Here is a 12,872-nt window from a genome sequence, read left to right on the forward strand (position 1 = left end):
CCGCTCAGCGCTCGGTGACCACCAGCTCCACCACGTCCTCGCCGCCGAGCTCGTACGCCTGCGCCAACTCGCCGCCGACCAGCTCCCGTTCGGCGGCGAGCCGGGACGAGCCGACGTACACCACCCGCACACCCAGGTACTCCATCCGGTGCTGGCCGCCGCGCACCCAGGCCGCCTCGCCCTCGCTGACGCAGCGCAGCTCGGAGTCGACCTCCACCGCCACCGCCGCCTCCGGCCAGTACAGGTCCGGCACCGCGATGTAGGTGCCGCCACGCATCCGCAGCTCCGCCCCGGTCAGCGGCATCGGCAGGCCCTGGTCCACCACCAGTTCCAGCAGCTTCGCGAACGCCGACTCCCGCTGCGCGGCCAGCAGTTCGTCCACCGCCGCCCGCACCCGCGGCTCGACCAGCAGCTCCGCCTCGACCAGCTCGGCCAGCAGCTCCGCCGGGTCGCAGCCGCCGCCGCGCTCCGCCACCGCCTCGCGCAGCACCGCCCGCAGCAGCCCCGGGCCGACCTGCCCGGTCTCGAACGCGCCCTGCTCGGTCCACTCGCGGATCGCGTCCGCCACCGCCCGGGCCACCGGGGCGACCGCCAGCCCGTGCACCGAGCGCGCTTCCAACTCCCGCTCGGTGCGCCGGATCCGGACCTGTCCGGCATCGCGCAGCCGGCGCTGCCGGGGCACCAGCACCTCCACCCCGAGCACCGCGGGCAGCCGCGGCATCGACACGAAGCCGTACAGCGCCAGCGCCGCCGCGCCGGTGATCACCGCACCCTCCCGGCCGTCCTCGGCCCGCCCGTTCTGCGCCGCGTACAGCAGCGCCGCCCACATCCGCTGCTCCGGCGTCGGCGCGCTCTCCTGCAGCAGGTAGACCCGCGGCAGCAGCCGTTGCCACGGCCCGCCGCTGCGGCAGTGCTCGCTGACCAGGCGGGCCGGCACGCCCCGGGCGCGCAACTGACTGGCCGTCACCACGTTCTGCTGGAGCCGGGCGAGATCTTCGAGGGAAGCGGGCTGCTGCGGAATCTGGTAGCTCATGCCCACAACACTCCCCCCGGCGACTGACAGCCGACCCACGACCTGACGACCTGTTACCCAACCGTCGTCAAACCGGGACGGCTCAGCACTAAAGTCCTCATACCCTCACCCATTCGGCGGATAGGACGTTCACTCCTTTGCCGGATTAGATCGGACTTGTTTTCTACTATCCGATTTTCATCGGATCGACACAGCATTGCGACCCAGCCGATCCCCGGCCGTCGACCTGCGCGATCTGACCCGGCGTGACCGACCCCACACCCAACGCGACCACCCCTGGCGTCGGCCACCGCCTCGAATTGCCTACCATCGGGCTCATGCCCCGCGACGACTCATCCGCCCAGCGCGCCGCCCGACTACGCCTCGGCCGCCTGCCCGGCTACGTCCGCCAACCGGATCCCGCCCGCCGTGGCGGCGAGGACGGACGTGCGTACAAGAAGGGCTGGGAAGTCCGTTTCACGGCGCGCAGCGAGGAAGAGATAACCGAGATCCGCGAACTCGTGGCCGCTGCCGGGTTCGCCCCCGCCCGCCCCTTCTTCAAGGGCCACCAGTTGATCCAGCCCGTGTACGGCATCGCCGCGGTGCAGGCCTACCTGGCCGCCCGCGAGGCCGCCGAGGAGACCGGCCGGGCCCGCCAGGCCGCCGGCATCCCCGAGCAGACCCGGCGCGAGCCCGACAGCGTGGCGGCCGCGGCCCGCGCCGCGGAGAGCGCCGCCGCGCACGCTGCCGCCCGCGCTGCCGCCCCGGCCTCCCGCCACCCCGCCGAGCGGTGGCCGGCCGGCGGCCGCGAGGACCGCTGACCGCCACGCTGCCGCCCCGCTGGCACCCCGCAACACTGACGGCCTTCCGACGCCCGCCAGGAGGCCTCAGCGCCCCCCTGGCGGGCTTTCTGACGCAACGTCAGATCCTGACCGCCAGTCAGCGCTCGTCTCCGGCCGTCGAGATCCCCACTCCGGCCGCGAGCTTCTGGGCTTCTGCCGTACGTTTCCCCCTCCGGCCGTGGACCTCTCGGCCTTGGCCATACGTCTCCCTACTCCGGCCATGAGCTTGTCGGCCTTGGCCGTACGTCTCCCCGGCCGTGGGCTTGTCGGCCTCGGACGTACGTCTCCCCACTCCAGCCGGGAGCCTCTCGGCCACGGCCGTCGACCCCTCGGCCCGGACGTCAACGTCTCGGCTTCAGCCGTCACCCGGTCGACTCGGCCGTTGGCTACTCGCTTCGGGCGGCGGCATCCCGACCTCCGCCGTCGGCCTCTCGACTCCGGCCGTACGTCTTCTCGGCTTCGGTGCCCATGGACTGCGGTCCCGGGCGGGTCGGCTGCGGGTGTCAGGTCGGGCCGGGCGGGGCGTGGTCGATGTGGACCGTGGCGGCGAGGAGCCGGGGGACTGCTCGGATCAGGGCTCGTTCGGCGGCGACCGCCACTTGGTGGCCGGCCACCACGGTGAGGGTGCGGTCGACCACCACCTCGGCCTCGGCGCGCAGGGCGTGGCCGATCCAGCGCATGCGCACCGCGCCCACCCCGCGTACGCCGTCCACGGTGGCGAGTTCGCGTTCCGCCGCGTCGACCAGGGCCGGGTCCACGGCGTCCATCAGCCGGCGGCCCACCTCGCGTACCGAGCTGCGCAGGACCGCCAGGATGGCCACCGTGATCAGCAGGCCGACCACCGGGTCGGCGTAGCGCCAGCCGAGCGCGCTGCCGCCCGCCCCGATCAGCACCGCGAGCGAGGTCAGGCCGTCGGTGCGGGCGTGCAGGCCGTCGGCGACCAGCGCTGCCGAGCCGATCCGGCGCCCGGTGGTGATCCGGTAGCGGGCCACCCACTCGTTGCCCGCGCACCCGGCGAGCGCCGCGACCGCGACCGCCCAGAGGTGTCCCACGGGCTGCGGGTGGAGCAGCCGGTCCACCGCCGTCCACCCGGCCAGCAGCGAGGACGCCGCCACCGCCAGCACCACGGCGACGCCCGCCAGGTCCTCGGCCCGCCCGTACCCGTAGGTGTAGCTGCGGTTCGCGGCCCGCCGGCCGAGCAGGAACGCCACCCCGAGCGGGACGGCGGTCAGCGCGTCCGCGACGTTGTGCACGGTGTCGCCGAGCAGCGCGACCGAGCCGGACAGCCCCGCGATCACCGCCTGCGCGGCGGCGGTGGCGCCCAGCACCAGGAGCGACACCCAGAGCGTGCGCAGGCCCTCGGCGGAGGACTCCAGCGCCGTGTCGACCCGGTCGGCCGCGTCGTGCGAGTGCGGGCGGAGCAGGTGGGCCAGGCGGTGCGCGGGACTCGGCCGGTGCTCGTGGCCGTGGTGCTCGTGACCGTGGTGCTCGTGCGGGTGGTTCTGGTGCTCGTGGTGCCCGTGATGCTCGCGGCCGTGATGGTGCGGCCGGTCGGATGTGTGATGGTGGTCATGCCCGTGGCCCGGGATTCGCCCGTGAAGGTGAGGCCCGTCGCCGTGTCCGCGTTCACCCATAGGGCTTACGGTGGCACACCAACTCCCTTGCAGCCACTGTCGATGTACCGGCTCTGACCAGGTGCGATGCGCTCGCAGCTGCGAGCGGCGGGCAAGGTTTGCTGACGGGGCGTCACACAACGGCCCGAAACGGGCCCGCGTCCGGGCATCTCAGCAGACTTGTCACCCACAGCACCCACCCGAGGGCCTAGAGTGAGCGCTGACGCTCCCCGTCCGGACCCAGATCGAGAGGCAGCTGATGTGACCGACCGTCATATCCCGGCCGCAGGCTCGGCATCCGCTGATCGGTCCACCGAACTACCCCACGTGTCGGTCGAGTTCGCCGCCTTCTGCGAGCTGCACGAACCCCGGTACCAGAGCTACGCCCGGGTCTGGTTCCAGGAGCCCGGCGCCGCCCACCGGGTGGTCCGGCTCGCCCTGCACGCCCTCGCCCGGGTCTGGCCCACCGTCCTGGAGAGCCCCAACCCGGCCGCGGTGGCCTGGCAGATCCTCCGCGACACCGTCACCGAGCAGCACGCCCTGGTGGGCGCCGGCAGCCTGCGTCCCGACGTGGACGCCGAGGAGGACCTGGCGATCCTGCACTACGTGGTCGGCCTGGCCACCCCGGAGATCGCCGACGTGATGGGCGGCGACACCGCCAACATCACCAGCCAGCTCCGGCAGACCCACCGGCGGCGCACCACCGACTGGTGACCCCGCCCGAGCCCTGCGGCGACCCCGCCGGGCTCGGCCGTTTCGGCGCCCGCCCCGGCGCGAGACCCGGCCCGCACGCCCCTTCGCCGCACCGCCCGCCCTGGGCCTGCCCCCGCACGCGGGGCGGGGACAGCGCGGACGGGTCGCACCCGGAGGACCCGTGAGCGAGATCACCGCGGGCCGCACTACCAGCGCGGCTCCGGGCAGCGAAGGATGACGTCCAGTCAACCGAAGACGGACGAAGACGGAGACCCCGGATGCCGTTCGACCACGCCGTGGCCATGTTCCAGCACCAGGCCGACGCCTGCGCCGCGTTGGGCTCACCGCTGTCCGCCGCGCTGCTGCGCCGGGCCGCCGAGGACCTGGCCGCGGGCGGACCGTGCGCCGCCGCGATCTCCGGCCACGAGGACGCCCCGGGGCCGGACGCCATCGCGCTCCGCCTGCTCGGCGCCGTGCACGCCTTGGTGCTCTCCGGCCGGGCCCCCGACCTCGCCGCGCACTATCCCAGTGTCGGCGGCCACTTCGACCCCGCCGACCCGGACGCGCCCTGGCCGGCCTTCCGCGCCGCGGTCGCCGACCGGCTGCCGTTCGTCCGCGAGTGGCTGACCCGGCCGCCGCAGACCAACGAGGTCGGCCGCGCCAACCTGCTGCTCACCGGTCTCGCCTGGGCCCAGCACCGGCTCGGCGCCACCGGCCCGGGCCCGGACACCACCGTGCCCGGCCGGGATGGCGCCGGGTCGGACGCGGTGGCCTCCGGCTCGGGCCAGGTGGCCCCCGGAACGGGCCAGGTCGCCGCCGGCCTGCCGGTGCGGCTGTACGAGCTCGGCTCCAGCGCCGGGCTCAACCTCCTGGCGGAGCAGTTCCGTTGCGTGTCCCCCGGGTTCTCCTACGGGCCGCCGGACTCTCCCGTGGTGCTGGCCGACGCCTGGCGCGGCGAGCCGCCCGCCTGGCTGCCCGACGCGCCCCTGCAGCGGGTGGTGGAGCGCCGCGGCTGCGACCTCACGCCGATCGACCCGTGCTCCGCGGCCGGCGCGCTGGCCCTGCGCGCCTACCTCTGGGCCGACCAACTCCCGCGCACGGAACGGCTGAACGGGGCGCTGGAGCTGGCCGCCCGTACCCCCGCCCCGGTCGAACCGGTCGGCGCGGCCGAGTTCCTGCGCGACGTCCACCTCGCGGAGGGCGCCCTCACCGTGGTCTGGCACTCGATCATGCGGCAGTACGTCCCCGCCGAGGAATGGCGGCTGGTGGAGGCCGAGTTGGAGCGGCTGGCGGCCGACTCCGGGCCCGCGGCGCCGTTCGTCCACCTGGCCCTGGAGCCGCGCCGGGTCGGCGACGCCCACCGCTTCCTGCTCACCGCCCGGCTCGGCAAGGAGCCGGAGACGGTGCTCGCCGAGGCGGTTCCGCACGGCCTCCCGGCCTGGACCGTCGCCTGACGCTGCATCAGCTCGCTCGGTGCTGCCGCCCGGTGACGTCGAAGAGGTGGTGCACCGGGTCGTGGATCAGGTACTGGGCGAAGGACTCCACGGTGAACCGCGCGCCGTCGCTGCGCGTGCCGGTCCGCTGCCGCTGCTCGACCGTCACGCCCTCGAAGCCGAGCGCCAACCGATCTGCCGCGGAGGCGAGCTCGACGGACACCACGGCCGGGTCCTGCTCGTGGTAGCGCTCCGCCACGGCGGTCGCGTCCTGGTCCCAGTTGGCGAACAGCGGGTCGTCCTCGGTCAGCATCAGCCGCAGCCGCACGTCGAACAGCCGGAAGACGTCGCGGACGTGGCAGGAGTACTCGAGGTCCGACCACACCTCGGCGCTGGGCCGCTCGCCCAGCGCCGCCGGGTCGCCCGCCAGCAGCTCGGTCCAGGCCGCCGCGTTGGCCCGGATCAGGCCCGGCACCTCCTCGATGGAGACGGCCGGGGTGTCGAGACCGCAGTCGGCGCAGGAGCGCTCGAGGACCCAGGTCCAGTCCTTGGTGTCAGGAGTGATCATGCACCCAGGATGGCCCGGCGCGTCCCCTTCCGGCCAGTGGCAGGAACGCCAGCGGGCCTCGATATCCCGCCAGCCGATCGGCGGTTGCGACGGGCCCGTCCGCGGCCGCCCCCGCGACGGACCGCCCGGTGGCGCGGCGTAGCATGCTGCCTACTCGCGACCCGCCCGACCCCAAGCGGACCGGGCCGCTCGTACACCCACGGGGGGAACATGACCATCCGCACTCCGGTGCGCGCCGCGCTGTGCCTGCTCTCGGCCGCGGCCGTGCTGGTCCCGGTCGCCGGCTGCGCCAAGAAGAACGCGCCATCCGACGATCACACCGCGGCGGCCGCCGCGCCGTCCGACCTGCCCGCCACGCCCGGCCCGACCGACAGCGCACCGGCGAGCGCCCCACCCAGTACCGTGCCCAGCGCCTCGCCGTCCGCGAGCGCCTCCGCCACCGCGAAGCCCTCGCGCAGCGCCACCCCGACCCGCGCCACCAGCCGCCCGCCGACCGCGGCCCCCGCGCCCGTCGCCAAGGCCGGCCCGGTCGCGCCACCGCCGCCGGCCGTCCCGCCGCACACCCCGCCGCTGCAGAGCTCCTGCAAGCCGTCCTACACCGGCACCAACCTGCCGAAGGCCGACGTCGCCGCCGCGCTCACCGCCGCCGCCGGCACCACCCGCACCTTCACCCTCAGCGCCCCGTCCGGCGGCCGCACCACCGACACCCTGCCACCGCTGTCGCTCGCCCTGGTCAAGGCCATCGCTTGGCAGGAGAGCGGCTGGCAGTCCGCCATCAAGGCCTGTGACGGCGGCATCGGCACCATGCAGATCATGCCGGGCACCGCCACCACCATGAACAACAAGTACGGCACCAGTTCCGACGTGAACACCCTCGCCGGCAACGTCCAGATCGGCACCCAGTACCTGGACTGGCTGGTCGCCTACTACGGGGACTCCTGCTTCGGCGGCAACTACGACCTCTCGCCCGACCCGGTGAGCGGCAAGACCCCGCTGCTCGACCTGGTCATCGCCGCCTACAACGCCGGCGCGGGCAACGTCCACTACAACGTCTCCACCGACCCGACCACCGGCGCCGAGGTCGGCGTCTCGGTGATCCCGAACCCGTCCTACGTCGCCAACGTCAAGGCGCTGATGACCAAGGCGCCCTGGACCACCGCGAGTTGACCCGTATCACCCCGTGCGCCCCGCGCCGCGCGCCCTGAACGCCGGACGTTTCCGGGGCTCAGGGCGCGGGGTCGGGCGGGGCGGGCGGGTCGGGCGGGTCGGGCGGGTCGGGCGGGTCGGGCGGGTCGGGCGGGGCAGGGTTCAGGGCTCGACCGGCAGGGCGGCGGCGATCCGCTCGGCGAGCTCGTCCATCCGGTCCGCGGGCACCGCGCGCTCGCCCGCGCGCAGCAGGCCGAACACCCTGGGGCCGCGCAGCTCCGGCGGCAGATCCGCGTCCCGCGGCACCACGTGGAAGTGCACGTGCGCGAACCCGGCGGCCTCGCCGAACTGCGCCACGTACGCCTTCGCACACCCGGTCACGGCCGCCAGCGCCCGCGCCAACCGGACCTGCCACACCCCCAGCGACGCCGCCTCGTCATCGCTCAGCTCCGCCATCGACTCCACGTGCCGCCGGGGCAGCAGCACCAGCCACCCCGGCAACGCGCAGTCCACCGCGTGCACCACCCGCCAGTGCGCGTCCGCCGCGATCCGCTGGAACCGCGGCAACCGCGCGAACTCCGCCTCCCTGGCACACGCGTAGCACTCCCCCGCCACTCCACTGCTCACCCGCTGACCCTACGGGCCCACGCCCCCCACCGCACCGGCATCAGCCCGGCTGCCCCACCACGTTCACCGAACACACCGACGACGTCGGCACCAGGCCCGGCAGGAACGACCCCAGCAGGTGCGAACACACCGCCGCCTGCTGCTCGTTCTGCACCCCCTCCGCCACCGCGCTCCCCGCCGCACCGGTCACACCCGCCACCGCCACGACCAACCCCAGCACCGCACGCTTCCACCGCACCACGACAACCGCCCTCCGGGCACTAGACGACCGAACACCGCCATCTCCTACCCCACCGCCCCCGCCCCGCACGAACACCTACCGCCGTCCGAGGGCGTGTCGCCCACCCCCGGACACGCGAACGGCCCCCCACGACGCTGTCGTCATGAGGGGCCGTCAGTTGCTCTGTGCGTCACCGCTGGTACGGGTTCCCCCCGGCCGGCGGCGGCTGCTGCGGCTGATACTGCCCCTGGGGCGGGTACGGCTGCTGCTGGCCGTACGCACCCGGCTGCTGGGGCGGCGCGTAGCCGTACGCCGGCCCACCCGGGCCACCACCGGGCCCCGCCGGCCCGCCGGGGCCGCCAGGGCCCCCGCTGCCGCCACCGCCGCCGTTCTTGGAGCGGCGGACCAGGACGATGATCAGCACGACGACGAGGACCGCCAGGACGGCGCCGCCGATCCCGATCAGCATGCCGCTGCCACTCCCGGAGTCACTGCTCGCCTGCGGCGCCGTGCTACCACCGGACGGGGGCGCCTGAGCAGGAGTGGAGGCCGTAGCGGACCCTCCCGGCATGTTGCCGTTCGGCTCCGCGCGGTTGAGCAGCGGATTCTCCTTCGGCCCGTTGTCCACCGCCGGGTTGGCCGCCAGCGCACCCGCCGGGGTGGCAATGCCGTAGCCGTACTTGTCGTTCGGGAAGGGCCCCTTGCCGTCCGGCTGCACGGCGCTCTTGATCATCCGGTTGATGACCTGGCCGGCCGACAGGTTCGGGTACTTCGAGCGGACGAGGGCTGCGATGGCAGAGACGAAGGACGTCGCGTCCGAGGTACCAGTGCCCTCGGCATAGCCTTGCCCACGGCTGGCGTGGCGGATCTTCTCGGCCGGTGCCGCCAGCGTCACCTGCGGACCTGTCGTCGACTTCGGCCAGACGTCGCCTGATTCGACCACGCCCGACACCGCGACGACTCCCGCGTACCCGGCCGGAAATTCGACCGCCAGACCGGGCGTGTTGCCTGAGGACGCCACGAGAACAACGTCCTTCTTCACGGCGTAGTCGACCGCCTCACGAAGTCCGGTGTCAGTCGTGCTTCCGCCGCCGATCGACATGTTGATGACCTTGGCACCATGGTCGACCGCAAAGCGAATGCCCTTGCTGACGTCCGTGTTGCCCTTGGTGTCGAATCCGCCGGACTGCTGGAGCTCGATCTTGATCGGGAGGATCTTCGCCTTGGGAGCCAGCCCCATCACACCAGCGTTGTCACCATGCCCGTGCGCAGCGATGTTGCTCGCCATGCCGGTCCCGTGGCCGTCGGTGTCGGTACGTCCGTCCCCGCCGCCACCGGTGAGGTCGAGGCCCGGGAGAACCTGGCCGGCCAGGTCCGGGTGGTCTGCGTTGACGCCGCTGTCGATGACCGCAACGATCACGCCGTCGCCCTGACTGATCGGCCAAACCCGCGAGGCCGCACCGTAGTTCTTGAGGGCCCACTGTGCCTCGCGGTTCTCGTCCGCGGCGGCGGGCCCGGCGCTGACGCCCCACAACAGGGCTCCCGCAGCGAGCGCGGCCAGACCGCGCACGGATCGGCTGGTCGTCAAGCCTCGTCACCCCACTCGTTGAAGCGGCCGCCCCACAGACCATCAGATCTGCGGGACGGCCGGTCGTGTTCGACTGTTCTACTGGCCGAACGTCATTCCACCACGTCCGGGTTGACGTGGTTGCCGGACGCCCAGGTTTCCTCGTCCTCGACGAGGTAGTCCGGGCGGTCCTTCCCGCGCTTCTTGTCCTTCTTGCCCGCCTGGCCGTGGCCGGCCATTCCGCCGCCGTGACCGGCACCGGCCTGCCCGGGACCGCCGGCCTGGCCGGCTCCGCCGCCCTGGCCGAAACGGCTCCGGCCGATGCCGGACCCGCCTTCGCTGAACGCCCGGCCACCGGAAGCGGCGTGGGTCGACTCGCCCACCACGCCGCCGGCCTTGCCGGTCAGACCGCGCCCGGCGCGTCCGCCCGCGCCGCCGCCGGCACCACCCTCACCGGCTCCGCCGCCCAGGCCACCACTGCCGCCCATGCCGCCGGCCCCGAACGTCCCGGCCTTCGACACGCTGTTGCCGCTGAAGCCCGCGCGGCTGCCGCCGATACCGGTGCCGCCGCCCATGCCGATCTCACCGTGGCCGCCCAGACCGGCAGCGCTGCCACCGCTGGTCAGCCCGAACCCACCGCCGCCCGACGGGCCGTGCACCGCGCCGGCACCGCTCGTGCCGCCGATCTGCCCGGCACCACCGCGGATGACAGTCCCGCCCTGGACGCCGTCGATTCCGGTCCCCGGCCCCTTCGGCTGCGGAAGCGCATTGGCCGTACCGCCGGAGATGCCCGCATCGGTCGGACGGACCACCGTCGGCTGGACCTTCGGCGCCTTCGGCGTGCTGCTCGTCACCGTGCGCTGCCCGGAGACCTTCGACCCGGACGAGCCGCCCGTTCCGGCGCTGCTCTGAGCAAGGCCCATTCCAGCGCCCGCGATCAGCGCGCCAAGAGCGGAGGCCCCGCCGTTGTCCGGCGGGGTGAGTTCCCGTTCGTCGCCGCGGCGGCCCCAGGTGGGTACCTGGAGGTAGTTGGTCGCGCTGCGGTAGCTGGTAGCCAGCACCTCCATCACCCCGACCGCTTCCTGCTTCCGGGTGTCGGCGATCGAGGTGCGGGACTCCTCGGTGTTGATCCCCACCGACTGCTGCGCGAAGTCACCCAGCGAGTCTCCAGCCTTGTCCCAGAAGCCCGGCTCCTCGGGCATGTCACGCTTGGCCTTGTCGATCGCCTCGGACATCATCTGCAGCGCACCAGCAGCATCATTCGCATAAGCGGCTGCGTTGTTGACGTTGTTGGCGAGCGAGGTCATGCGCGTGTAGAACGCATCGCTGGTGGAGCCCTGCCAGGAGTCGGTCGCATCGGCAGCGGCAGTGTTCAACGCTGTCCGGATCTGCTTCAGCGTGTCAGTGGCCCGCCGCCATGGGTCAGCTGCCGCCATGACCGCACCGGAGTCCATGGCCTGGACCATGGAGCGCATTTGGCCGTGACTGTAGTCGGTGAAACTGGTGAACTCACTCACGGTTGCCTCCCTCGCCGGGCCCTGCCAGTTCCTCGGTCATACGGCTCGTCACCATTGCGGCCTCGCGCCGTCCGTCGGCCGGCTCTGAGTCGGCGTCGCCTGCGTCGGGCCGGTGTTTGCGCGGTCCAACGAGGCCTGGTCCCAGGTCGCGGACCAACCGTCGTGCGCGAGGGACATGCGCTGGCGGGTGTTCCGCTCCTGCTCCTCGTAGTTCGTCGCGGTGTGGTCGGCGTTCTGCTGCACCTGGTCGATGGTGTCCTGAATCTCGAAGAGGATCCGGTTCAACGCCTCGCGCATGTCCGTGTACTTGGCGTGCAACGCCTGCGCCTCTGGGAACGTTCCGAACGCATTTGTTCCGATCCCGGTCGGCCCGTAGACCTTCGCAGTGCCCGCACCTTCGTCGAACTCCTTGAGCAGGCCGCGGACTTGTGCCGCGAAAGCCCGCAGGCTGTCGACCTCTACCTGGAAGCCCTTGCCACTCGTGCTCATGTATTCGTACCTCCCCCGTACCTGCTGCCCGCTCGACTGCCCGCTCGACCGCCTGGGGCCCGTTGGAAAGTTGGCTCCAACCCATATGTCTAACACATGGGACGGCCCGTCAAAACGCCCCCTGGTGGCTGGGGGTGGGTTCAGGCGGCGGGGGTGGCGGCGGTGAGGGCCTGGCGGCAGAGGGTGTCGGCTCGGCGGGTGGTTTCGGGGAGGCGGTAGGAGGGGGTGAGGGCGAGGGTGACGGCGGTGGCTTCGGGGAGGCCGATGCGGTGGCCGGTGGAGAGGAAGACGGGTTTGACGCCCTGGCGGGTGCGGAGGGCGCGGCCGACCGTTTCGGTGCCGTCGAGGAGGGGCGACCAGTCGCCGCGGTGGTCGCCGGGGGTTTCGTGGGTGAAGGTGAAGGGGTTCTTGGCGACGCCGAGGGTGGGGAGGCCGGTGTGGACGCCGAGGTGGCTGGCGAGGCCGAGGCGGCGGGGGTGGGCGAGTCCGTAGCCGTCGCAGACCACCAGGTGGGGGGTGCGGGTGAGGCGGGACAGGGCGTCGAGGACGGCGGGGAGTTCACGGAAGGCGAGCAGTCCGGGGACGTAGGGGAAGGCGACCCGGCCGACGGCGGTGGCCTGTTCGACGACGTCGAGGGTGGCGTAGTCGAGGAGGACGGCCGCGGCGGCGACCACGTCGCGTTCGTCGTCGTAGGCGACGTCGACGCCGGCGATCAGGGTGCCGGGGCGGCGTGGGGGTTCGGGGCCTTCGGGGACGACGAGCGGGCGCAGGCGTTCCTGTTCGGCGCGGGCGGCCTCGGCGGTGGTGGGCCAGTCAGCGGGGACGGTCACGGCGGCTCCGGGTGGGTCGGACGCGGGGGGCGGGCGGGCGGTGGCCGTCCCGGTGTTCTCCGTACGCACGCTATCGGGCGCGCGCGCGGCAGCGGGAGCGGTGGTGCGCTGCCGCGGAGTGAGCCTGTGCGCCCCCTGTGCCCCGGAGTAGGTCAACTTCCAGCGGTTAGGCTGTACTTACCGAGAACGACGCTGAACCCGAAGCTGAACCAGCACCAGCACCAGAACCTGGACCCGGGCCCGGACCGCAGCGGGGGCGACCCCGTGCACGGCCCTCGCGCCGCGCCTGCTGACCGAACTTCCGCCCGCGTTCCC

The 12,872-nt window shown here is 73.3% G+C and carries 13 protein-coding genes; 4 read left to right on the plus strand and 9 right to left on the minus strand.

Annotated features, from left to right (window positions below):
* Window positions 1–4 precede the first annotated feature (4 nt).
* Complete coding sequence (locus BX266_RS12745) at window positions 5–1,033, minus strand: hypothetical protein (protein WP_099899442.1); 1,029 nt, start codon at window positions 1,031–1,033, stop codon at window positions 5–7.
* Between the two features lie 317 nt (window positions 1,034–1,350).
* On the opposite strand from BX266_RS12745, the gene BX266_RS12750 reads away from it, so the two are divergent.
* Window positions 1,351–1,833 carry a hypothetical protein gene (locus tag BX266_RS12750; RefSeq protein WP_099899444.1) on the plus strand — a complete coding sequence of 161 codons (483 nt, stop codon included), beginning with the start codon at window positions 1,351–1,353 and terminating at the stop codon, window positions 1,831–1,833.
* Between the two features lie 524 nt (window positions 1,834–2,357).
* Here the strand turns inward: BX266_RS12750 and BX266_RS12755 are convergent.
* Complete coding sequence (locus tag BX266_RS12755; RefSeq protein WP_099899446.1) at window positions 2,358–3,488, minus strand: cation diffusion facilitator family transporter; 1,131 nt, start codon at window positions 3,486–3,488, stop codon at window positions 2,358–2,360.
* A gap of 306 nt (window positions 3,489–3,794) precedes the next feature.
* Between BX266_RS12755 and BX266_RS12760 the strand changes: the two genes are divergently transcribed.
* Window positions 3,795–4,181, plus strand: coding sequence for a hypothetical protein (locus BX266_RS12760; RefSeq protein WP_099899448.1), 387 nt, complete (start codon window positions 3,795–3,797; stop codon window positions 4,179–4,181).
* A 257-nt stretch (window positions 4,182–4,438) separates the two neighbouring features.
* Entirely contained in the window at window positions 4,439–5,614 is a 1,176-nt protein-coding gene (locus BX266_RS12765; protein WP_099899450.1) for a DUF2332 domain-containing protein, read from the plus strand.
* A gap of 7 nt (window positions 5,615–5,621) precedes the next feature.
* Here BX266_RS12765 and BX266_RS12770 read toward each other — a convergent pair whose 3' ends face one another.
* The gene (locus BX266_RS12770; protein ID WP_099899452.1) at window positions 5,622–6,161 is read right to left on the minus strand and encodes a DinB family protein; all 540 of its coding nucleotides are present in this window, start codon (window positions 6,159–6,161) and stop codon (window positions 5,622–5,624) included.
* A 210-nt stretch (window positions 6,162–6,371) separates the two neighbouring features.
* Between BX266_RS12770 and BX266_RS12775 the strand changes: the two genes are divergently transcribed.
* Entirely contained in the window at window positions 6,372–7,328 is a 957-nt protein-coding gene (locus BX266_RS12775) for a lytic transglycosylase domain-containing protein (RefSeq protein ID WP_099899454.1), read from the plus strand.
* A 141-nt stretch (window positions 7,329–7,469) separates the two neighbouring features.
* Here BX266_RS12775 and BX266_RS12780 read toward each other — a convergent pair whose 3' ends face one another.
* The 6 genes from BX266_RS12780 to BX266_RS12805 all read right to left on the minus strand — a co-directional run bounded on the left by BX266_RS12780 (window position 7,470) and on the right by BX266_RS12805 (window position 12,557).
* Complete coding sequence (locus tag BX266_RS12780) at window positions 7,470–7,934, minus strand: HIT family protein (protein WP_259464678.1); 465 nt, start codon at window positions 7,932–7,934, stop codon at window positions 7,470–7,472.
* A 40-nt stretch (window positions 7,935–7,974) separates the two neighbouring features.
* On the minus strand, window positions 7,975–8,154 hold the full coding sequence (locus BX266_RS12785) for a hypothetical protein (RefSeq protein ID WP_099899458.1): 180 nt from the start codon (window positions 8,152–8,154) through the stop codon (window positions 7,975–7,977).
* Between the two features lie 190 nt (window positions 8,155–8,344).
* Window positions 8,345–9,742 carry a S8 family serine peptidase gene (locus BX266_RS12790; RefSeq protein ID WP_259464679.1) on the minus strand — a complete coding sequence of 466 codons (1,398 nt, stop codon included), beginning with the start codon at window positions 9,740–9,742 and terminating at the stop codon, window positions 8,345–8,347.
* A 92-nt stretch (window positions 9,743–9,834) separates the two neighbouring features.
* The gene (locus tag BX266_RS39915) at window positions 9,835–11,238 is read right to left on the minus strand and encodes a WXG100 family type VII secretion target (RefSeq protein WP_107490718.1); all 1,404 of its coding nucleotides are present in this window, start codon (window positions 11,236–11,238) and stop codon (window positions 9,835–9,837) included.
* Between the two features lie 48 nt (window positions 11,239–11,286).
* On the minus strand, window positions 11,287–11,727 hold the full coding sequence (locus BX266_RS12800; protein WP_099899462.1) for a hypothetical protein: 441 nt from the start codon (window positions 11,725–11,727) through the stop codon (window positions 11,287–11,289).
* A 140-nt stretch (window positions 11,728–11,867) separates the two neighbouring features.
* A complete protein-coding gene (locus tag BX266_RS12805) occupies window positions 11,868–12,557 on the minus strand; it encodes an endonuclease V (protein ID WP_099899464.1) in 690 nt (229 codons plus the stop codon).
* Between the last annotated feature and the right edge of the window lie 315 nt (window positions 12,558–12,872).

It is taken from the genome of Streptomyces sp. TLI_171 (assembly GCF_003610255.1).
GTDB lineage: Bacteria > Actinomycetota > Actinomycetes > Streptomycetales > Streptomycetaceae > Kitasatospora.

What these genes read in the sequence shown, in the direction of transcription:
- BX266_RS12745 (WP_099899442.1), bottom strand. Translation starts at nt 1,033, where the DNA reads ATGAGCTACCAGATTCCGCAGCAGCCCGCTTCCCTCGAAGATCTCGCC.
- BX266_RS12750 (WP_099899444.1), top strand. Translation starts at nt 1,351, where the DNA reads ATGCCCCGCGACGACTCATCCGCCCAGCGCGCCGCCCGACTACGCCTC.
- BX266_RS12755 (WP_099899446.1), bottom strand. Translation starts at nt 3,488, where the DNA reads ATGGGTGAACGCGGACACGGCGACGGGCCTCACCTTCACGGGCGAATC.
- BX266_RS12765 (WP_099899450.1), top strand. Translation starts at nt 4,439, where the DNA reads ATGCCGTTCGACCACGCCGTGGCCATGTTCCAGCACCAGGCCGACGCC.
- BX266_RS12770 (WP_099899452.1), bottom strand. Translation starts at nt 6,161, where the DNA reads ATGATCACTCCTGACACCAAGGACTGGACCTGGGTCCTCGAGCGCTCC.
- BX266_RS12775 (WP_099899454.1), top strand. Translation starts at nt 6,372, where the DNA reads ATGACCATCCGCACTCCGGTGCGCGCCGCGCTGTGCCTGCTCTCGGCC.
- BX266_RS12800 (WP_099899462.1), bottom strand. Translation starts at nt 11,727, where the DNA reads ATGAGCACGAGTGGCAAGGGCTTCCAGGTAGAGGTCGACAGCCTGCGG.